The organism is Congzhengia sp. (assembly GCF_037235575.1).
Taxonomy (GTDB): Bacteria; Bacillota; Clostridia; order UBA1381; family UBA9506; genus Congzhengia; species Congzhengia minquanensis.
The window spans coordinates 22,769-42,280 of record NZ_JAXUNN010000019.1 but is presented as its reverse complement, the minus strand read 5'-3'; the positions used below and the strand labels follow the sequence as shown (position 1 = coordinate 42,280).

24 protein-coding genes are annotated in these 19,512 nt (G+C 45.3%); 19 read left to right on the top strand and 5 right to left on the bottom strand.

Features of this window, described 5'->3' with window-relative positions; all coding sequences use genetic code 11:
* Positions 1 to 162 precede the first annotated feature (162 nt).
* From WIG73_RS03605 to WIG73_RS03580, 6 genes are all read left to right on the top strand, one after another.
* Positions 163 to 864 (top strand): carboxymuconolactone decarboxylase family protein, encoded by a 702-nt coding sequence (locus WIG73_RS03605; protein ID WP_337399320.1) that lies wholly within the window; start codon positions 163 to 165, stop codon positions 862 to 864.
* The gene (locus WIG73_RS03600) at positions 864 to 1,271 is read left to right on the top strand and encodes a cupin domain-containing protein (RefSeq protein WP_337399319.1); all 408 of its coding nucleotides are present in this window, start codon (positions 864 to 866) and stop codon (positions 1,269 to 1,271) included. Before WIG73_RS03605 ends, WIG73_RS03600 begins: the two co-directional genes overlap by 1 nt.
* A gap of 16 nt (positions 1,272 to 1,287) precedes the next feature.
* Entirely contained in the window at positions 1,288 to 1,992 is a 705-nt protein-coding gene (locus tag WIG73_RS03595; protein ID WP_249312830.1) for a DUF4405 domain-containing protein, read from the top strand.
* A gap of 14 nt (positions 1,993 to 2,006) precedes the next feature.
* Complete coding sequence (locus WIG73_RS03590) at positions 2,007 to 3,806, top strand: flavodoxin (protein ID WP_249312831.1); 1,800 nt, start codon at positions 2,007 to 2,009, stop codon at positions 3,804 to 3,806.
* 686 nt (positions 3,807 to 4,492) lie between these two features.
* Positions 4,493 to 4,915: a helix-turn-helix transcriptional regulator gene (locus WIG73_RS03585; RefSeq protein WP_249312832.1), complete on the top strand. Its 423-nt coding sequence runs from the start codon at positions 4,493 to 4,495 to the stop codon at positions 4,913 to 4,915.
* 73 nt (positions 4,916 to 4,988) lie between these two features.
* Positions 4,989 to 5,957 carry a glycoside hydrolase family protein gene (locus tag WIG73_RS03580; RefSeq protein WP_249312833.1) on the top strand — a complete coding sequence of 323 codons (969 nt, stop codon included), beginning with the start codon at positions 4,989 to 4,991 and terminating at the stop codon, positions 5,955 to 5,957.
* Between the two features lie 75 nt (positions 5,958 to 6,032).
* On the opposite strand, the gene WIG73_RS03575 is transcribed toward WIG73_RS03580, so the two are convergent.
* The gene (locus WIG73_RS03575) at positions 6,033 to 6,941 is read right to left on the bottom strand and encodes a M14 family metallocarboxypeptidase (protein ID WP_249312834.1); all 909 of its coding nucleotides are present in this window, start codon (positions 6,939 to 6,941) and stop codon (positions 6,033 to 6,035) included.
* A gap of 77 nt (positions 6,942 to 7,018) precedes the next feature.
* On the opposite strand from WIG73_RS03575, the gene WIG73_RS03570 reads away from it, so the two are divergent.
* The gene (locus tag WIG73_RS03570) at positions 7,019 to 7,786 is read left to right on the top strand and encodes a M23 family metallopeptidase (RefSeq protein WP_249312835.1); all 768 of its coding nucleotides are present in this window, start codon (positions 7,019 to 7,021) and stop codon (positions 7,784 to 7,786) included.
* Between the two features lie 91 nt (positions 7,787 to 7,877).
* Here WIG73_RS03570 and WIG73_RS03565 read toward each other — a convergent pair whose 3' ends face one another.
* Positions 7,878 to 8,111 (bottom strand): HPr family phosphocarrier protein, encoded by a 234-nt coding sequence (locus WIG73_RS03565; protein ID WP_177680114.1) that lies wholly within the window; start codon positions 8,109 to 8,111, stop codon positions 7,878 to 7,880.
* 157 nt (positions 8,112 to 8,268) lie between these two features.
* On the opposite strand from WIG73_RS03565, the gene WIG73_RS03560 reads away from it, so the two are divergent.
* The 12 genes from WIG73_RS03560 (at position 8,269) to WIG73_RS03505 (ending at position 16,758) form a co-directional block, all read left to right on the top strand.
* Complete coding sequence (locus WIG73_RS03560; RefSeq protein ID WP_249312836.1) at positions 8,269 to 8,901, top strand: hypothetical protein; 633 nt, start codon at positions 8,269 to 8,271, stop codon at positions 8,899 to 8,901.
* A 364-nt stretch (positions 8,902 to 9,265) separates the two neighbouring features.
* Entirely contained in the window at positions 9,266 to 9,586 is a 321-nt protein-coding gene (locus tag WIG73_RS03555) for a helix-turn-helix transcriptional regulator (protein ID WP_177680112.1), read from the top strand.
* An 8-nt stretch (positions 9,587 to 9,594) separates the two neighbouring features.
* Complete coding sequence (locus WIG73_RS03550) at positions 9,595 to 9,816, top strand: helix-turn-helix transcriptional regulator (protein ID WP_177680111.1); 222 nt, start codon at positions 9,595 to 9,597, stop codon at positions 9,814 to 9,816.
* A 13-nt stretch (positions 9,817 to 9,829) separates the two neighbouring features.
* A complete protein-coding gene (locus WIG73_RS03545; protein WP_177680110.1) occupies positions 9,830 to 10,051 on the top strand; it encodes a helix-turn-helix transcriptional regulator in 222 nt (73 codons plus the stop codon).
* Positions 10,052 to 10,062: 11 nt separating this feature from the next.
* The gene (locus tag WIG73_RS03540) at positions 10,063 to 10,287 is read left to right on the top strand and encodes a helix-turn-helix transcriptional regulator (protein WP_177680109.1); all 225 of its coding nucleotides are present in this window, start codon (positions 10,063 to 10,065) and stop codon (positions 10,285 to 10,287) included.
* A 160-nt stretch (positions 10,288 to 10,447) separates the two neighbouring features.
* A complete protein-coding gene (gene tgt / locus WIG73_RS03535) occupies positions 10,448 to 11,572 on the top strand; it encodes a tRNA guanosine(34) transglycosylase Tgt (protein ID WP_249312837.1) in 1,125 nt (374 codons plus the stop codon).
* An 18-nt stretch (positions 11,573 to 11,590) separates the two neighbouring features.
* The gene (gene epsC, locus WIG73_RS03530) at positions 11,591 to 12,244 is read left to right on the top strand and encodes a serine O-acetyltransferase EpsC (protein ID WP_249312838.1); all 654 of its coding nucleotides are present in this window, start codon (positions 11,591 to 11,593) and stop codon (positions 12,242 to 12,244) included.
* The gene (cysS, locus tag WIG73_RS03525) at positions 12,245 to 13,648 is read left to right on the top strand and encodes a cysteine--tRNA ligase (protein WP_249312839.1); all 1,404 of its coding nucleotides are present in this window, start codon (positions 12,245 to 12,247) and stop codon (positions 13,646 to 13,648) included.
* Between the two features lie 8 nt (positions 13,649 to 13,656).
* On the top strand, positions 13,657 to 14,073 hold the full coding sequence (locus WIG73_RS03520) for a ribonuclease III domain-containing protein (protein ID WP_249312840.1): 417 nt from the start codon (positions 13,657 to 13,659) through the stop codon (positions 14,071 to 14,073).
* A gap of 19 nt (positions 14,074 to 14,092) precedes the next feature.
* Complete coding sequence (locus WIG73_RS03515; RefSeq protein ID WP_249312841.1) at positions 14,093 to 14,953, top strand: YitT family protein; 861 nt, start codon at positions 14,093 to 14,095, stop codon at positions 14,951 to 14,953.
* Between the two features lie 18 nt (positions 14,954 to 14,971).
* Entirely contained in the window at positions 14,972 to 15,820 is an 849-nt protein-coding gene (locus WIG73_RS03510) for a transketolase (RefSeq protein WP_249312843.1), read from the top strand.
* A complete protein-coding gene (locus WIG73_RS03505; RefSeq protein ID WP_337399334.1) occupies positions 15,820 to 16,758 on the top strand; it encodes a transketolase family protein in 939 nt (312 codons plus the stop codon). Before WIG73_RS03510 ends, WIG73_RS03505 begins: the two co-directional genes overlap by 1 nt.
* Before the next feature lie 30 nt (positions 16,759 to 16,788).
* Here WIG73_RS03505 and WIG73_RS03500 read toward each other — a convergent pair whose 3' ends face one another.
* From WIG73_RS03500 to WIG73_RS03490, 3 genes are read right to left on the bottom strand one after another with little or no spacing between them, the layout of a single operon-like run.
* The gene (locus WIG73_RS03500; protein ID WP_249312847.1) at positions 16,789 to 17,256 is read right to left on the bottom strand and encodes a hypothetical protein; all 468 of its coding nucleotides are present in this window, start codon (positions 17,254 to 17,256) and stop codon (positions 16,789 to 16,791) included.
* A gap of 26 nt (positions 17,257 to 17,282) precedes the next feature.
* Entirely contained in the window at positions 17,283 to 18,557 is a 1,275-nt protein-coding gene (locus tag WIG73_RS03495; protein WP_249312849.1) for a family 43 glycosylhydrolase, read from the bottom strand.
* 32 nt (positions 18,558 to 18,589) lie between these two features.
* On the bottom strand, positions 18,590 to 19,426 hold the full coding sequence (locus WIG73_RS03490) for a YitT family protein (RefSeq protein WP_249312851.1): 837 nt from the start codon (positions 19,424 to 19,426) through the stop codon (positions 18,590 to 18,592).
* Positions 19,427 to 19,512 lie beyond the last annotated feature (86 nt).

The window sequence follows — 19,512 nt, the reverse complement described above, 5'->3', positions numbered from 1 at the left end:
CCTTTCCCGTTAAGCCTCCGGCGGATTGAATTGCCCGTGTGATTTTTTCCTTTCGGCAAACGCACATGGGCAAAAAGATCTCTTATCATTCCTTTGCCCTGCTGATAAGAGAAATTTAAAAACTATTTGTGCCGATGCAGGGCGGCGGAATGGAGATTTTTTATGGATATTTATGAGACCGACCCGGAATTTGCAGAACGGTTTGCGTATTTTTTGCAAAACGAGGTACTACAGGAACCGGGGCAACAGTTGGATTCCAAGACTAGATATATGGCAATTTTTGCAGCGCTGATGGGCTGTCAGGCGGAGGGCGCCTACAGGGAAGTGTTAGCGGAGGCGCTGGACAGCGGTCTTTCCCCCATCGCAGTAAAAGAGACTGTCTATCAGGCGACAGACTATTTGGGATATGGCAAGATGCTGCCGTTTTTGCATAGAACCAATGAACTTTTATCAGAACGCGGCGTCCCTCTGCCGCTGAAAGGACAGGCAACCACGACATTGGATGACCGACTGGAAAAAGGTGTGCAGATACAAGCTGTTATTTTCGGTGAGCAGATGAAAGAAGCGTGGAAAGCCGGACCCATCAACCGCTGGCTGGCGGCAAATTGTTTTGGCGATTACTACACCCGGACAGGGCTATCCCTTGCACAAAGGGAACTGATTACCTTTTGTTTTCTGATGGCACAGGGCGGATGTGAGCCTCAGTTGACCGCCCACGCAAAGGGGAACATGGATATTGGCAACGACAAAGACTTTTTGATGCGCGTAATATCGCAATGTTTGCCGTATATCGGGTATCCGCGCAGCTTAAATGCGATTGCCTGTATCAATCGGGCAGAGAAAGAAATGCAGGAGGTAAAATAATGAATTTAAAAGAATCCCTTTTTCACACCGGCGCGCCGAATAAGGCGTTTGCACAGTATTTTGACGGGCAAAGCTACTTAAATATGCTGACCGATGATGGCGTGAAGATTGCTAATGTGACATTTGAGCCGGGCTGCCGCAACCATTGGCATATCCATAAAGCCGCCGAGGGCGGCGGGCAAATTTTGCTCTGCACGGACGGAACCGGCTGGTATCAGGCATGGGGCGAAAAGCCGCGAAAGCTGCATCCCGGTGATGTGGTGGTCATTCCTGCCGGCGTCAAGCATTGGCACGGCGCGGCAAAGGATAGCTGGTTTTCTCATTTATCAGTTGAAATTCCAGGACGGGAAACTGCAAATGAATGGTTGGAGCCGATAGCGGAAAGCAGCTATGCCGCACTAAAATAGAAAGGCGGTTTGTGTTGTGAAGAAGAAAGCGGCTGTAAAAATAGGGTTAGATGTGAGCATGACTGTTTTGCTGCTTTTGTTAATGGGTTATCAGTTTTGGGGCGGCACAGTGCATGAATGGATGGGTGCCGGACTGTTTTTTCTGTTTATCCTCCATCATATGCTGAACTGCAATTGGTACAAAAATATAGGGAAAGGCAACAATACGCCATTGCGTATCGTTGGATTCATCATAGATGTTTTGTTGTTTGCCGATATGCTGATATTGATGTATAGCGGGCTTGTCATATCAAAAACCGTATTTGCTTTTTTACCAGTAGGCGGTGGGCTTGCTATGGCAAGACGGTTACACATTATAGGCTCTTACTGGGGATTTTTACTGATGAGTCTGCACATTGGATTTCATTGGGGTATGCTTTTTGGTCTTTTCCGAAAAGCGCTGCACCTTACCTCGAAAAAAGCAAATGTTGTATGCTTTGCTGCAGGGCTGATTACAGCAGGATATGGTGCGTTTGTTTTTGTAAAGCGGAACCTCCTGTCCTATCTTTTATTAAAAAGTGAATTTGTATTTATGGATTATGCTGAATCAAAGCTGCTATTTTACATAGACTATTTGGCACTCATGGGACTGTGCAGTTTCATTGCGCACGTTCTGTCAAAACTTTGCATACGCCTATATAAAATATCGCAGCAGAACACAATCGCGATAAGGAAAAAATGAAAGGAGTATCGTTTATGAAAAGAATATTATGTATGACGTTAAGCCTTATTCTGTGTTTTTCATGCTTTGCTGTTTTTGCAGCAGATGAAACGCAGGACTTATCCATTTTATTGCAAATTGACAATCCGCAGATGTTGGTAAACGGAGTGGAAAAAGAAATTGATTTCGGAAGGGGCACAGCGCCTATTTTGCAAAACAATAGAACGTTGCTCCCTGTCCGTGCGATTGTGGAAGAAATGGGCGGTACTGTCCTTTGGGACGGCGCAAGCCAAGAAGTTACCTTGTCCCTTGGCGCAAATGAAATCCGTCTTGTAATAGACAGTACCACTGCATATTTGAATGACACAGCACAAACGCTTGACGTTGCGCCGACAGTGTTAAATGACCGCACGATGCTCCCGATTCGCTTTATTGCAGAGAGTTTTAAATTTTCGGTAGATTGGAATGAAACAGAGCAAATGATTACGATTACCAAAACAGGCAATACAGATGTCAATATAGAAGCAACGGATGATTTTGTTTTAATAAACGGCGGTACTTTTCAAATGGGAAGCCCTGAAAACGAGCCGGAGCGTGATGCTGACGAACGACTGCACGAGGTGTCGGTTGACAGTTTCTATCTTGCAAAAACAGAACTGACGCAGCAGGATTATCAGGCAGTCACAGGGAGCAATCCCAGTGAGTTTCAAGGTGCGGGAAATCCTGTTGAAAACGTAACTTGGTATGATGCAATTCGATTCTGTAATACAAAAAGCGAAGTCGAGGGGCTTTCCCCGTGTTACACCATTTCTGGTACGACTGTTACATGGGACAAAAGCGCCAACGGCTACCGTTTGCCTACAGAAGCCGAATGGGAATATGCGGCAAGGGCAAACACGGATACGCCGTTTTCTTTTGGCAGCTATGTAAATGACGAGGACGCAAACTGTTATAATGCTTATGGTTATAACAACAATGCAAGCGGACAATGGGTAAACGGTTACTTAGAACATACCGTAAGCACCGACAGTTATCTGGCCAATGGCAACGGTTTATATAACATGCACGGCAATGTAGCTGAATGGGTGTGGGATTGGTATGGCAGTTACAGTGAGGAAGCATCGCTAAATCCAACAGGTATGCAGGCCGGCAATTATAAAATTGCCCGCGGCGGCGGTTGGAATGATTTTCCGAAACATATTCGCAGTGCATACCGCAGCGCTTACCCGGCAGATGTTCCCCTTTATAGTATCGGTATTCGTTTAGCCCGAAACGCAGTGGATATGACGGGTACTGTAACGAGCGAAAATCATGCAAATGCCGACGGCAGGAATAAAACGCTGATTGTCTATTTTTCGCAAACAGGCAATACAGACGGTTTTGCCAATATCATTGCCGAAATGACAGGTGCGGATATATTCCGGGTGGAACGGAAGACACCATATTCAGCTACGGGCAATTCCGTTAGTCTTTATGCAGAGGCTTTGACAGAATACAGAGAAAACGCAGTCCCGGACTTGAACGCATATCTTGAGGATGTCGGTCTCGACATCAATCAGTATGACACCATTTTATTGGGATATTGTAATTGGTGGGCTTCCATCCCTGCCCCTATACGCACATTTCTAACGCACTATGATTTTAGTGGCAAAACAATTATTCCGTTTTGCAGTATGGGCGGCGGGCGCTTTGGGCAAACCATCAGTGCGGTTGCTAAACTTGCCCCCAACAGCACCATTCAAAAAGGACTGGCTGTAACCTATTCTTCTTATAACAGAGATGAAATTGCCACATGGCTTGCAGAAAATCGAATTGAAATGGTAAATGCACAGTAAATTCTCTGACTTTTTATATAAGATTTTATTAGTAAGTGCCGGTAAATTATATATCCTTAACATTGCATGCTGAATGTTTTACGCAACAGTCTTGTACTTACGGTATGAGGCTGTTTTTATTACTTGTTCGTGAAAGCAATATCTAAGGTGCCTATGTTTTATCATTCTGTGGATTGTTTCAATCATGTTTATGAAAATTTGTAATTGCAGTTGGAATGACAGTAAAAATGGATTTTTGGGTATTGGGGGAAAATATACGAATTTGCCGAGAGTAAGGGTTTAACACAAGAAAAATTGGCAGAACTTTCGCATATTTTTGTAAAACATATTTTAAAAATCGAACTTGGTAAAGTTAATTTGAAAATGGAAACATTTGTAAATCTTGCTAATGCCTTAGATATGGCAACAAATACCCTTCTACGCAATTATGTTACACACAGCGAGAACATCTCTGTTATTGAAATAAAACTGGAAATGAAACACATTTATTCTTAGAAAAGCAGCATTTAACGGATCGAAGTGTGACAAAAAGTTTCAATGCGGCGAAATTTGTTTCATTTTACCTAATTTGCGAAAAAAGTCTTGATTTTATGCGAAATTCCTGTTATTCTATAATTAAAGTTCAAGTTTCTTGAACTTTTTGACATCTGTGGTTTAAAAATATGACAGAATGCGAGGAAAGCTTTATGAGCGAAAAAGAATTTGAGATTTTTGCAAAAAGGTTAAAAGAGTTACGCTCGGTGGAAGGTTTGACACAGGCCAAACTTGCCAAAAGATTAAATGTTTCCAGAAGCTGCCTTGCTAATTATGAATCGCACAAGAGAAAGCCTGATGAAGAAATGGTTCGGACAATTGCAAACTATTTCGGTGTCAGTGAAGCTTACCTAACAGGAAATAAAAAGACTTATTTTCCCATTGATGACAACCGCGGACACGACCTTGACATTGCAGAATTCTTGTCGTCTGACGGCCAGCTGGACATTTCTGGGGTTTCGCCCACGGCCAAAATTGCTTTGATTGAATTTTATAACTATTTGATGGATAGGTCCCAGCACGAAAAAAACGAGATGAATCCGCCGGAGAAAGCAAAAACCGGGAGCGATCAATAACTGATTGCATTGACTTTTTCTTCCGTTGAACGTATAATAAGGAAAGAGTACGAGCAAAGCGGAGGATGGTGCAATGAATTTTAAAAACAGAATGCTGCCTACAAAATTAAACTATCAATTCAGAGAAGAAGGATATCATGTCTGGTGCGGATCGGCGTTTCAGTTTCGGGGCAATTGTTATTTCATTTATTCGCGGTGGAAAAAAGATTTGGGATTTGCTGCGTGGGTAACAGATTCAGAAATTTGCCTTGCAAAAGCCGATCATATTTTTGGCGAGTTTCATCATGTAAAAACACTATTCGGAAAAGACGAAGACGATCGGTGGGACGCCTCCTGCAAACACAATCCCACAGTTTTAAAGTATGAGGACAAGATTTATTTATATTATATGGGCAACCGCGGCAACGGGGAATGGTGGAACCACCGCAACAACCAGCGGATTGGCTGTGCTGTAGCCTCTGACCCGGAGGGGGAGTGGCGGCGAAAAGAAGAGCCTGTGATTGATGTAAGCAGCCACGGCTTCGACTCGCTGATGACTTCAAACCCAACCGTGACGCAAATGCCTGACGGCAGGGTTCTGGCAGTTTATAAAGGCGTTTCTAAGGAGGGGGAGCTTCCCAAGGGCGGCCCGGTTATCTGCGGCGTAGCCATAGCAGAACATCCTGAGGGGCCCTTTATCAAAGAAAAAGAGCCTATTATGCAAAACCCCAACCACCCGTGGTCGGTGGAGGACCCGTTTATCTGGCGGGAGGACGGAAACTATTATTCCCTGGTGAAGGATTTTCACGGCTATTTTACAAAAACCAACGGCTATTCTGTGGCACTGTTTGAGTCCCGGGACGGAATTCATTGGGCGCCGTCAGACACGCCCCTGGCATTTACCCGGGAGCTTGTCTATGAAGACGGACAAATCCAAAAGGTTGCGCTGTTAGAGCGTCCCCAGCTTTATTTTGAGAACGGAACACCAAAGGCACTTCTTTGCGCCTGTGCGGCGGACGAAAATTGCACAGATACATTTCATGTCAGAATACCATTAAAATAAAATGTTACTAAAACAGCTATTTGAATCCAGTTATTTATGCTCTATGGAGAATTTCCCCATAGAGCATTTTTTCTCCTATAGACATAAAACCGCCTTTAAGTTGTCGCTGTAAATTTTATCAAACTGGGAGAGGGGCAGCGGGTTTTCCCCCTTACCTACCTCAATGGTATATGCGGGAATGTTGAAGTGTTCAATCACCCAGTCTTTATACCCGGAACAGTCGGTTAAGCCGTCGGCCTCAATGAGCTTATAGCCTGTGGCCCGGGCCAGGGTTTGGGCAATGTTAACCGCGCCCCGGGCGCATTTGCCGTTAAAGTTATAATAAATTTCTTCCCCCTGGGAGTGATAGGCAATAACAATGTCGGGGTTAATTTCTTTCGTCAGTCCTACAACGGCCTGGGTTTCCGGCTCGCTTTCCGGATATTCGCCGGAGTAGCGCCCTTTTCCCGGGCCGTAAACTCCTGCGGCAAATTCCATGGTGCGCCCTTTTTCAAACAGCGCGTCATAGTTGTGGTTTAAATCTACCCCACGGATGTTCGACTGCCAAAGCCCAACAAATTCGCGGCTTCCAGCGTTCATTCCAATCAGCCGCGACTGGGTAAAGGTTGGAATGTCCTCCGTCAGGCCGCGTATGCATAGGTTCACCCCGTCGGGATTTACCATGGGGATAAAATAAATGCTGCGCGTGTTAAAAAACTCAATCATATTCGTTTCCCCAAACCGTTTCCCCTCGCCGTACATGCGGCACAGCGCTTCAATCAGGGCCATGTTCAGCATGGCGGTGATCCATTCCTTGCCGTGGTGCGCCCCTGTGATGAGAATTTTTCTGCAGCCCCGTCCGAACCGGATAAACGGAATGCGTTTGCCCAAAACCGAATATCCTGCAGTGCCGCTTTCTAAAATGTTGTATTCCCCCATCAGACGAAAAAAGTCGTCCATGAAAACATCGTATGTATATTCCTTATCCGTGCTGATAATTTGCATATTCCATCACCTCAGTTCAATTTATGTATAAAAGTGAAAAAAATTACAAACAATAGCGGTGAAAGGAATGGTGAATTATGAAGAAAGCTTATGTAAAAGTGAAAAGTAAAAGTGCAACATCCATTTTAAAGCGGCCATACATAGCCGCAACCATTATTGGGGCTGCCATTTGTGCAATTGCTCTTTCTTTTGCCGTAAAACCGCCTGAAACGGACAAAACCGAAAAGGGAACAACGCTGTCTGCCGCTTCTAGCGTGCCGGAAGCTGAGGCGAGCAAAGCTCCGGAACCGCCAAAGGAAACCCCGCAAAAGCAGGCGCCCGCTGAGGTGACAGCACCGGCGCGCCAGGAGGTTACAAATCCCGATACAAACGAGGTGGCTGCCGTAGTACCGGAAGAAGACGCCAGCGTTTCTGTGGGTCTCTTTGGTAAGACGGCGGACGTAAAGTTTGTAAAACCGGTGGACGCGGAAATCATTAAGGCTTATTCCGGCACAAAGCCGGTAAAATCGAAAACACTTGGCGACTGGAGAATTCATTCAGGAATTGACATAAAAGCGGAAAAAGGCACAGAGGTGAAAGCCCCGGCAGACGGAAAAGTGATAAGCGCCGCCAAAGACGGTTTAACGGGATACACCATATCCATTGACCACGGAAATGGTATAATATCTACGGTGTATAACTTAGAAAGCACCGACAAGGTGACCGAGGGGCAGGAGGTTAAGGCCGGCGATGTGATCGGCACAGCCGGCACCAGCGCGGCATCTGAACTGTTGGACGACCCCCACATTCACTTTGAAGTAACGGTAAGCGGTGAGTTTGTCAACCCGGAAGAATATTTAAAATAAAAAAACAGCCCTCCGGCTGTGTGATGAGTTACGCAAAAAAAACAATATTAAACTAAGGGGGAACCGGCTGCGGTTCCCCTTTTCGTAACGCTTATTGGATATAAGCCTTGATCTCTTCAATAAATTTGTCTGCGTCTTCGCCTTCTGAATGAACGTCAACCTTGATAGGTTTGCTAAGATCGAGGCTGAAAATACCCATAATCGATTTTGCATCAACAACATATCTGCCGGATGTTAAGTCTACATCGAATTCATATTTGTTAACAATATTAACAAACGCCTTGATGTCGTTGATGGAGCTAAGTAAAATGTTGAATGTTTTCATTTTCATTCCTCCTTTTACCATAATTATAATACAAAAGCTTCCAATTGTCAATTTATTCTTTGTTAAATTTCAGTAATTTTTTTACAATTAATTTGACAATTTTTTTGATTTTGTTTATAATTGATTTAATATCGAATTAAAGGGGTCGCTGTGCGAAATGAAAAAGAATATGTCAAAGGGTTTTGTTTGGGCCGCGGTGCTTGCAGTTGCGCTGCTGTTTGCCGGCTGTTCAGACGGAACCAAAGAGGCGGAAAATGCCGCAAAAGCCTATTTAACCGCAGTTTCAGGGTTTAATTTAGACGTTATGGAAGCCTGTCTTTCCGAGGGGGAAAACGAAGATTTTGGAATTGACACCACTGTGATAGCCAAAGACCATGAACAGACAGATACATATAAAAAGGCCGTGGAGTCTATGTTTAAAGCGTTAAGCGGCACCGTGGAATATTCCATAGGCCAGTCGGAACAAAGGGACAAGAACACGGTGGTTGTCAACACCGAAATTCGGCATGCAGATGTGAACAAAGAAGCGGTTGACCAGTTTATGCAGCAGAAAATGGACGAATATGCTGACGCGCACCCGGAGCTTTCGCAAAAGACGGAAATTGAACAGAGCGACGTTGGCATTACGGTAATGGCAGACGCTTATAAAACATTTTTGCAGACGCAGAATAAAATTTCATCAGAAGTTGCCATTACGCTTGTCCGCGTGAGGGACCAATGGAAAATTTTAAATGGTGAAGAAAACCGGGAATTGAAGAACTTGTTGACGGAAATCTTCGGCACGTTTTAAACGAGGGTAACAAAAGCGCGGTAGAGAAATCCGCCGCGCTTTCGCCCCGCACCCTTAATTAAAATATCACACCACACGATATACACTCAATCAAGGAGCATAAAGGGGGATAAGGGAACGGTTTGGTCGTCCCCTTATCCGGGGGGATTATTAACAAACAAATAATTGACAGTAAATACCCGAAATGATATAATTATAATGTCACTCATAACTGAATCAAGGGAGTTGCTGTCTTTTTTTGTTTGTATTTTTATTATAATCTACAATAATGTAGATGTCAATACTTATATCTACAAATATGTAGAATTGGTTATATTATACAAAAGGGCAGATGTGAATTTGTAAAATATTTAGGAGGTGCAATATGTTTTGGGATACGTTTTATGACTTATGTAAGAAAAATAATACGACTCCAAATGCAGTTTGTGCAAGCGTTGGATTATCAACTGCTACATCTACCCATTGGAAAAACGGTGTAATTCCGAATTTGAAAACTGTATCTATGCTGGCAGAATATTTTGACGTTTCCATTGATTATCTTCTCGGGAAAGAAGAAATGACGGTTGAGCAATTTTTAATTGATGAGAATATGGTAGTGTATCGTCGGAATGGTAAAATTATCAAGGAAAAATTTACAGATGAACAAATGGAACGTGTTGTTAAATTTATTAAAACCATAAAGTAAGGGTTGTTATGTGCGAAATAGAGAGAATTTCGGAGCTTTTGAAAAAGCAGAATAAAACGCAAAAGGAGTTAACGGATTATCTTGGTGTGAGTAAAAATCTGTTTACAGAATGGAAAGCCGGTCGGAACCATTCTTATTGGAAATACTTAAAAGAAATTGCCGACTGCTTAGACTGTTCCATTGATTATCTGGTGGGCAGAACGGACATACCCGACGTAAACAAGGGATAGGTGTGAATAAAATATGGTAAACCTAAGCAATCTATTTCTACGAATGGAAGAATTAAATGTAACTTCAAAAAAGCTTTCGGATGCAACCGGAATATCCACTGGAAATATCGGTGATTGGAAATATGGCAGGAGTAAGCCGGGCGCTGAAAGCTTAATATTATTGGCCGATTGCCTTGATTGTTCGGTAGATTACCTTCTTGGAAGAACAGATGTGCCTGAAATGAACAGAAAATAGGTGATTATAATATGGCAGATATAAATAATTTATTTATTAGAATTGCTGAAAAAGGATTAACTGCTAAGATAGTTTCCAATGATACGGGCATTTCGACGGGGAACTTAAGTGACTGGAAAAAGGGGCGGTGTTTACCGGGAGCGGAAAACCTTGAACGATTGGCTGATTACCTTGACTGTTCCATCGACTATCTGGTGGGCCGAACAGACGTGCCCGAGGTAAACAGAAAAAAATAAATTGAAAGGACTGCGTTTGCAGTCTTTTTTTTATGCCTGCCCAATACAAAAGAAAGCGCCATTTCAGCCAGAAATTAGGAATTTTACATATTGAAACACGGCGAGGGGTGTGGTATAATATAAATAATTATGAGTATGGATTAATTTTGGAGCGTATACTATGTTTAAAATATTAAAAACAGAGGGCCGCGCCCGCAGGGGCGAGTTCCACACACCCCATGGCACTGTGCAGACGCCTGTGTTTATGAACGTCGGAACATCGGCGGCAATTAAAGGCGGCGTGTCGTCTGTAGACTTAAAAGATCTGAAATGTCAGGTGGAACTGTGCAACACCTATCATTTGCATCTGCGTCCCGGCGACGGGGTAGTGGCAGAGTTAGGCGGCCTGCACAAATTTATGAACTGGGACCGGCCAATTTTAACCGACAGCGGCGGCTTTCAGGTGTTTTCTCTGGCCTCTATCCGAAAGATTAAAGAAGAGGGTGTGTCTTTCCAGTCGCACATTGACGGGCAGAAAATTTTTATGGGCCCGGAGGAGAGCATGAGAATTCAGTCTAACCTGGCGTCAACCATTGCCATGGCCTTTGACGAATGTGCGGACTCAACGCTTCCGAAAGAATATTTTAAAGAGAGCGTTGCGCGGACAGAACGGTGGCTTGAACGCTGCAAAACCGAGCTTGCACGCTTAAACAAAACCGCAATTAACAAAGAGCAAATGCTGTTCGGCATTAACCAGGGCGGCGTTTATGACGATATTCGGATTGAAAACATGAAGAAAATTGCCAAGCTCGATTTGCCGGGCTACGCCATCGGCGGCCTGGCGGTGGGAGAAACGGCGGAGGAGATGTACCACATTTTAGACGTAACCCTGCCCTTTGCGCCGGAGAACAAACCGCGCTATTTAATGGGTGTGGGAACGCCCACCAATATTATTGAGGGCGTGGCACGGGGCATTGACTTTTTCGACTGCGTTATGCCCAGCAGAAACGCCCGTCACGGTCACCTTTTTACATCAAACGGCATAATTAATATAATGAACTTAAAATATCAGACCGACACAAGTCCAATTGACCCCAATTGCAGCTGCCCCACCTGCAGAAACCACAGTAGGGCCTATGTGCGGCACCTTTTAAAAGCCGGGGAAATGCTGGGCATGCGGCTGGCTGTCATTCACAACCTTTATTTTTATAATCAACTGACTGAAAATATCCGCACGGCGCTGGAAGAGGGCCGTTTTGAAGAATTCCGTAAAATCTATTCTCCGCTTCTTAGCAAGCGTATTTAATTTTATGAGGTATCAGCTATGTTTAAAAGATTGAGGGAAGACATTCAAACGATAAAAGAACGCGACCCTGCGGCACGAAACGCGTTTGAAATATTTTTTATGTATTCCGGGCTTCATGCCATCTGGTGGTATAGGGCGTCTCACTGGTGTTACCGCCACAAGCGGTTCAGCTTGGCGCGCTTTCTTTCCCAAAGCGGCAGATTCTGGACGGGAATTGAAATTCACCCCGGAGCGACCATCGGCAAGGGTCTGTTCATTGACCACGGCATGGGAGTTGTCATTGGCGAAACCACGGAAATTGGCGATAACGTTACCATTTATCAGGGCGTGACCCTAGGCGGCACAGGAAAAGACGTAGGCAAGCGCCACCCCACCATTGGAAACAATGTGTTAATCGGCTCGGGCGCAAAGGTTTTAGGGCCGTTCACCGTGGGGGACAATTCAAAAATTGCGGCAAACGCCGTGGTGCTTTCTGAAATTCCGCCAAACTCCACCTGCGTGGGTGTTCCGGCCCGGGTGGTGAAAATTGGAAACAAGCGGGTTTGCCCCGAGGATTTGGATCAGGTACATATTCCGGACCCCGTTTCCATGGAGCTTTGCAAGCTTTGCGCAAGGCTCGACAAACTGGAAAAAAAGCTGAAGGAAGAAACAACGCATGAGGAGGAAGCTTAATTGAAAATATATAATACGCTCACCAGGAAAAAGGAAGAGTTCGTTCCAATTACACCCGGAAAGGTGAAAATGTATTCCTGCGGGCCAACGGTGTATAATTATTTCCATATCGGCAACGCCCGCCCGTTTATCATTTTCGACACCCTGCGCCGGTATTTGGAGTATATCGGATATGACGTTACCTTTGTTCAGAATTTTACGGACATTGACGACAAAATGATTAAAAATGCCAACGAGCAGGGGATTACAGTAAAAGAGTTGGCGGATAAATTTATCGCAGAATATTTTAAAGACGCAAAGGGCTTGGGCATTAAAGAAGCAACAATCCACCCAAAGGCAACCGAAAACATGGACGCCATAATCAACACGGTAAACACGCTGGTAGATAAAGGATATGCCTATGAATCGAACGGGGACGTTTATTTTGAAACAAAGAAGTTTTCAGAATACGGCAAACTCTCCAAACAGCCGTTGGAGGACTTGGAAGCAGGCGCGCGCATTGACGTAACCGACGTGAAACGAAACCCTACCGATTTTGCCCTGTGGAAAGCAAAAAAAGAAGGGGAGCCAGCGTGGGAAAGCCCCTGGGGAGAGGGAAGGCCCGGCTGGCACATTGAGTGCTCTGCCATGGTAAACAAGTTCTTAGGCGATACCATTGACATTCATTCCGGCGGGCAGGACCTGATTTTCCCCCACCACGAAAACGAAATCGCCCAAAGCGAGTGCGCCAACGGAAAACCCTTCGCGCGGTATTGGATGCACAACGGCTATATCAATGTGGACAACGAAAAAATGTCTAAATCTAAGGGCAACTTTTTTACTGTCCGCGACGTGGCAAAAAAATATGACTATGAGGTAATCCGGTTCTTTATGCTCAGCGCCCACTACAGAAGCGTCATCAATTTTGCAGACGAACTGCTGGCTCAGTCGAAATCCGGTTTAGACCGTCTTTATAACTGCCTTTATAATTTGGAATTTTTAACGGAGAAATCGAAAAAACGACCGTTAACGCCTGAAGTGGAAACGGCAAAAACTGAAATCTTATCGTTTAAAGACAAGTTCTGCGCCGCGATGGACGACGATTTAAACACCGCAGATGCAATTGCCGCCTTATTCGATTTGGTAAAATATTTAAACAGCGCAAACAAAGAAGCTTGGCCAAAGGAGCTTTATGACGTATCAATTGGCCTTATGCGCGAGCTTGGCGGTGTTTTGGGAATATTTCACCGCCAACAGGAGGATACTATATCTGAGCGGGCAAAAGAACTGATTGAGCAGCGCAAAGAAGCCCGCGCTCAAAAAGACTGGGCAAAGGCTGATGAAATCCGTGATGAGCTGCTTTCGTTGGGAATTGAAGTTGCAGACACCCGTCAGGGCATGAAAATCAGAATTTTGGAAAAATAGAGGGAAACATGAATATTGAGTCAATTTTAAAAGAAACGAACGCGCCAGATGTGCGGGAACTGTCGCCCCTCACCTTAGCCTTTGTGGGCGACAGCGTTTACGAGTTATTTATCAGAACAAAAATCCTGTCCGCCGGCAGCCGCCCTGCCGGAGAGCTACATAAAATTGCCGTAGGCTATGTAAAGGCAAAAGCACAAAGCACAGCAATGCATGAACTGAAAAGTAGCCTTTCTGATGAAGAACTGGGCATTTACAAGCGCGGCAGAAACACCAATATTCACACCGTGCCGAAACATGCCGACATGAACGACTACCGCCAGGCAACAGGCCTTGAGGCACTGGTGGGGTATCTGTTCATTACAGGACAGGAGGAAAGGTTAAGCGAAGTTTTAGAATTTGCTTTTGCCGCAATTAGCCGGGCATAATAGCTCGGAGGAATGGAATTTGAAATTAAAAAAAACAGTTCGCACCATAAAAATCTATGCCGCAATTACAGCAGGCGTGTTTTTAGCGTCTTTAGGAATTAATCTATTTTTAGCGCCCCATGCCATTGTTTCCGGTGGCGCTTCCGGTATTGCGATTTTGGTAAACCGCTTAACCGGCTTTCCCATGGGAACGTTTATGCTGTTAATCAACATTCCGCTGTTTATTTTGGGCTCCATTTTTTTGGGTCATGGATTTGGAATTCGTTCCATTTACGGCACAATTCTGTTTTCTGTGTTCACAGACGTTACCGCCCTGCTGCCCGGCCTGACCGAAAACCTCATTATGGCGTCTGTTTTTGGCGGCGCATTACTCGGCATGGGATTTGGCATTGTGTTTTTAGCAGGCGCCACCAGCGGCGGAACAGACATTTTGGCCTCCTTGGGGCATAAGGCCATTCCTGCAGTTGACGTAGGAAAATGGATTTTTATTATCGACATTGTGATCATTTCTTCCGGCGCGTATCTGTTCCGCAACACCGAGTTGGTGCTGGCAGGTATTTTAACTCTGTTTATCAATTCGCTTTTGGTAGACTACATCATATCCGGCGCCAATGTGGCAAAAATTGTGTATATTATCTCGGACAAAAGCGAGGAAATTGCCAAAGAGATTATGGAAAAGGTGGAGCGGGGCGTTACGGGAATTTATACCCGCGGTATGTATATTAAAGAGGACCGCACCATGCTGATGTGCGTTGTAAAACGGTTTGAACTGATTCGGCTTGAACGGATTGTTGAAAGACATGACAAGCGTGCTTTTTTAGTTTATTCCCAAGCGCGCCAGGTTACGGGAGAAGGTTTTAAAATATATCCAATACATTAAGAAAGGAGCTGTAACTTCTTGGACAAACAAAGAATTACAGAACTAAAGGTTATTGCCGCAAACGTTAGGAAAGATGCGCTGACGGCTGTTCACGCAGCCGCATCGGGGCACCCGGGCGGGTCTCTTTCCATTGCAGATGTACTTACTATTTTATATTTTGAGGTAATGAACATAAACCCTGAAAATCCGAAAGACCCTGACCGCGACAGGTTTGTTCTTTCCAAAGGCCACTGTGCGCCGGCGCTTTACGGTGTGTTGGCAGAGCGCGGGTACTTCCCGCGGGAGGACATGGCAACATTCCGTAAAACCGGAAGTTACCTCCAGGGCCATCCTGACATGAAAAGCGTGCCCGGAATAGACATGTCCAGCGGTTCGCTGGGCCAGGGCGTTTGTGCCGCAAACGGCATGGCGCTGGCAGGGAAAATTGACAGCAAGCCCTACCGTGTTTATACGATTTTAGGCGACGGCGAGTTAGAAGAAGGCCAGGTTTGGGAAGCGGCCATGTATGCGCCGCACTATAAGCTGGACAACCTCACCGCCTTTGTGGATTTTAACGGACTGCAAATTGACGGGGATATAGCAGAAGTGATGTCTCCTCTGCCGATTGACGAAAAGTTCGCCGCCTTCGGCTGGCATGTAATTGTAAGCGACGCTCACGATTTTGAAGCTTTGCTTTCCGCAATCAACGAGGCGAAAGCAACAAAGGGCAAGCCGACGGTAATCATTTTAAAAAGCATTAAGGGCAAGGGAGTTTCGTTTATGGAGAACAACGCCGCATGGCATGGCGCGGCGCCCAATGACGAACAGTTCCAGCAGGCCATGGAAGAGCTGGACCAAGAGCTTGACCGTTTGAAAAAGGAGGCGTAATCATGGGAAAAGTTGCAACAAGAGAGGCATATGGACAGGCTTTGGCCGAGTTCGGTGAAAAATATGATATTGTGGTATTGGATGCGGATCTGTCGAAATCAACAAAAACCGATACCTTTAAAAAGAAGTTCCCCGACCGCTTTTTCAACACAGGGATTGCAGAGGCAAACATGATGTCCACCGCAGCAGGATTAGCCACATGCGGTAAAATCGTTTTTGCAAGCTCCTTTGCTATGTTTGCGGCAGGACGTGCATTCGAGCAAGTAAGAAACAGCATTTGCTACCCCAACCTGAACGTAAAAATCGGCGCGACCCACGCAGGCATTTCAGTGGGGGAGGACGGCGCAACCCACCAGTGTTTAGAAGACATTGGACTGATGCGCACCATTCCCAACATGGTAATTATCAACCCTGCGGACAAGGCGGAGTCTATCTTGGCAGTGGAGGCCGCAATCAAGCATAACGGCCCTGTTTACTTACGGTTCGGGCGCCTGGCAGTGCCGGAAATTTTCGACCGGGAAACATATAACTTTGAAATTGGAAAAGGCGTGGAGATAGCTAAGGGGTCAGACGTTTCTATCATTGCTACGGGCCTGATGGTGCCCACAGCGCTGGAAGCGGCAGAAGCACTGACAAAGGAAGGAATTTCGGCCCGCGTGATTAACATGGCTACCATCAAACCCATTGACAGCAACATTATCATCAAGGCGGCAAAGGAAACAGGCGCCATTGTCACGGCAGAGGAACACAACATCATTGGCGGGCTGGGAAGCGCGGTTGCCGAAGTTTTGTGTGAAAACTTCCCCGTTCCCATGAAGCGCGTGGGAACGAAAGATGTGTTCGGGCAGTCGGGCAAGCCCGCAGAGCTGTTTGAAATTTATGGCCTAACGGCAGAAAATATAGTGAAAAACGTAAAAGATGTTTTGAAAATGAAATAAAAATGCGGCAGATATTATCTGCCGCATTTTTTAATACCCCAATTCATTTAAAACTGCTTTCACGTCCTCTGCTTTTTCCTCCGGCACGTCGGCATAAATAAACGTGTTGCCGATGGAGGAGTTAACCATATACCGGCCTTCGGCAGTTAAGGAATATTTCACGTTATTGCCTGAACCGGTGGTTTCACCCGTGGCGCCGCCGGCAAAGTTTTCAAACTTTTTTTTGTTCTGGTCACACATGGCTTTTGCCTGCTTCTGTGTTTCCACCGCATAAAACGCAAGCTCAAAGTTTTCCTCCGGAATGCGAACGTAATAACATTTTGAAACGCCTACTTCGGGGTCAAACCGGTCTGTCACGTCCTGAATTTCATAGCCTTTTGCCTCAGCTGCGGCACGGAAACTTTCAGAATCTGTCTTTTTTTTATAAAAACAGCCAGACAGCCCAATGATTGTTATAACACACAGATAGGCGGCAAGACCGCGGTATATTTTTTTCATCTTCATTCCTCCTATATTATTTTAAATCACTGATAAAACCAAAATTTCTGAATTTGAAACAGGTCTTTTCCAGAACCTCTGAACACCAAGCAAAGCCCGTGTTTTCCGTTTGCTTTTTTAATTTTACAGGAAACCTCTGTCCATTGTTCTGGATTCTGCGCCGGGGGAATTTGGCAAACGCCCAAAAGTTCGCCGGCAATATGGTCCAGCCGAATTTCAATCTGACTGTTTCGTTTTGCGCCCCTTACAATGGCAGTAAAGCTGCTTTGGGCTCCGTCAAACGCATAATATTTGTATATGGCGCTGTCGCCGTCTGTTACAGCTTGAATATATTCATCTTTCCCGTCCCGCTGAATAAAAGCGTTCATACTGAGCTGGCATGCGCGGCCGGCATCCATTTTCATTTCCGGCTGTAAGGGGCCGTCAATACCCTGGGTTGTCATTTCCACCCTATTGATGGAGCCGTCTTCCTGAAAGGTGATTGGTTCAACGCATACTCTGCGGCTGAACTTGCTGTTATGGGTTTGGCGATGGTAAAACACATACCACTGGCCGTTAAATTCCGCAATGCTGCCGTGGTTGTTCCATACAGAAGGGTCGCAGCCGATGTTGTCTATGATGATCCCTTTCTGCTCAAAAGGCCCTAAAGGAGATTTGCCCATGGCATAAGAAAGCCGGGTTGGCGCGCCGCTGCTGTCGTCGGCATAAACCAAATAATAAGTATCGCCGCGTTTGCGCATGGAGGAACCTTCGTGGAACCCATGACTGTCCTCGTTGATGATATTGGTGTTTAATGTGGCTTCATCAATTTCGCGCATATTTTCTTTTAACCGCGCGCCCCGTAACCGAAACTGCCCCCAATACAGATATGCCGCACCGTCATCATCAATAAAAATTGCCGGGTCAATTGCGTCTTCGTTGGCAAGGGGAATTGGCCGAACCTCCTTAAAGCGACCCCAAGGATTATCACTGACAGCCATGCCCTCGCCGTTTGCCAATCCCTTTCCGTTTAAAACCGCCGTACAAAAATAAAGATAATACTTGCCGTTCTTTTCTATGCAGTCCGGCGCATAGAGAATGCTGCCGGCAAACACTCCCATTCCCTGCTGATCTGTTGAAAAGCTAATGCCATGGTCAGTCCAGTGTTTCATATCATCGGTGGAAAACACCTTGTATTGCTTGCTGCACCATCTGTCTTCGCCGCAGATATCCATAGAGCCGTATAAATACAGTCGGCCGTCCAAAAATTGGTGCGCCTCTACGTCAGGAATAAATTCGCTTAATGGCAAAATTGGATTCATATAAAACCTCCGTTCATGTTTGTGCCACAGCCCTATCTGTAAACGTGAAAACCGTTTCCCACAATTTGCTGGGACTCTGAGAAAATAGTAAAGGCGTGCGCATCTAATTCTTCAATTTTTTTCTGAAACGCTGGCATTTCCCGCTCTTTAATGGCACACATCAGCATGGTTTTTTTCTCGTTTGAATAGGCGCCGGTCACGTCGAACACCGTTACCCCGCGGGTAGAGGTGGAAATTAAATAGCGTGCCACATCATTTCCTTTATTCGTGATAACAAAGGCAAGTTTTGAAATGTTCAGCTTGCGGATTAAATAGTCAATCGCGAAAGATGATACCATCAGCGCCACAATACCAAACAAAATCAGCTCCATGTCACGGAACACAAAAAGTGACGTTAAAATAACTGTTCCGTCAATGATTAAAAGCAGCTTTCCAATTGGCATATGCGGAAAAAAGTGCTGGAACAGCCTGCCCAATATGTCGGTTCCGCCGGTGGAGGCATTTTGCGAAAATGCAAGGCCAATGCCAAACCCATACACCACGCCTCCAAAAACCGCCGCAAGAAGAATATTGTCTGTTATAGGAGGGAGCCAAGAGAATAGTTCAATAAAGCCCGATAAAATCATGGAACATACAAAGGATTTTAAAATAAACCCTTTTCCCAAAACCCAAATTCCAATGAGTGCCAGCAAAATGTTCACAGCCGCATATGTAACAGATGTGGGAATCCCTGCCGTATAAAACATGATGGTGGAAAGGCCGGAAACACCTCCGCTCACGATTTTATTCGGCACATAAAAAACGCTGACGGCAAACGCAACCATAACAACACCTGCTAACGCAGTCAGCGCGCTTGTTGCTTTTTTCATATCAACAACCTCCGTTTGCCAGTCAATTATACCATAAAGCGAATAAAAACACAACCAAAGAGGCTGTGTTTTTATCCTTTTGCATA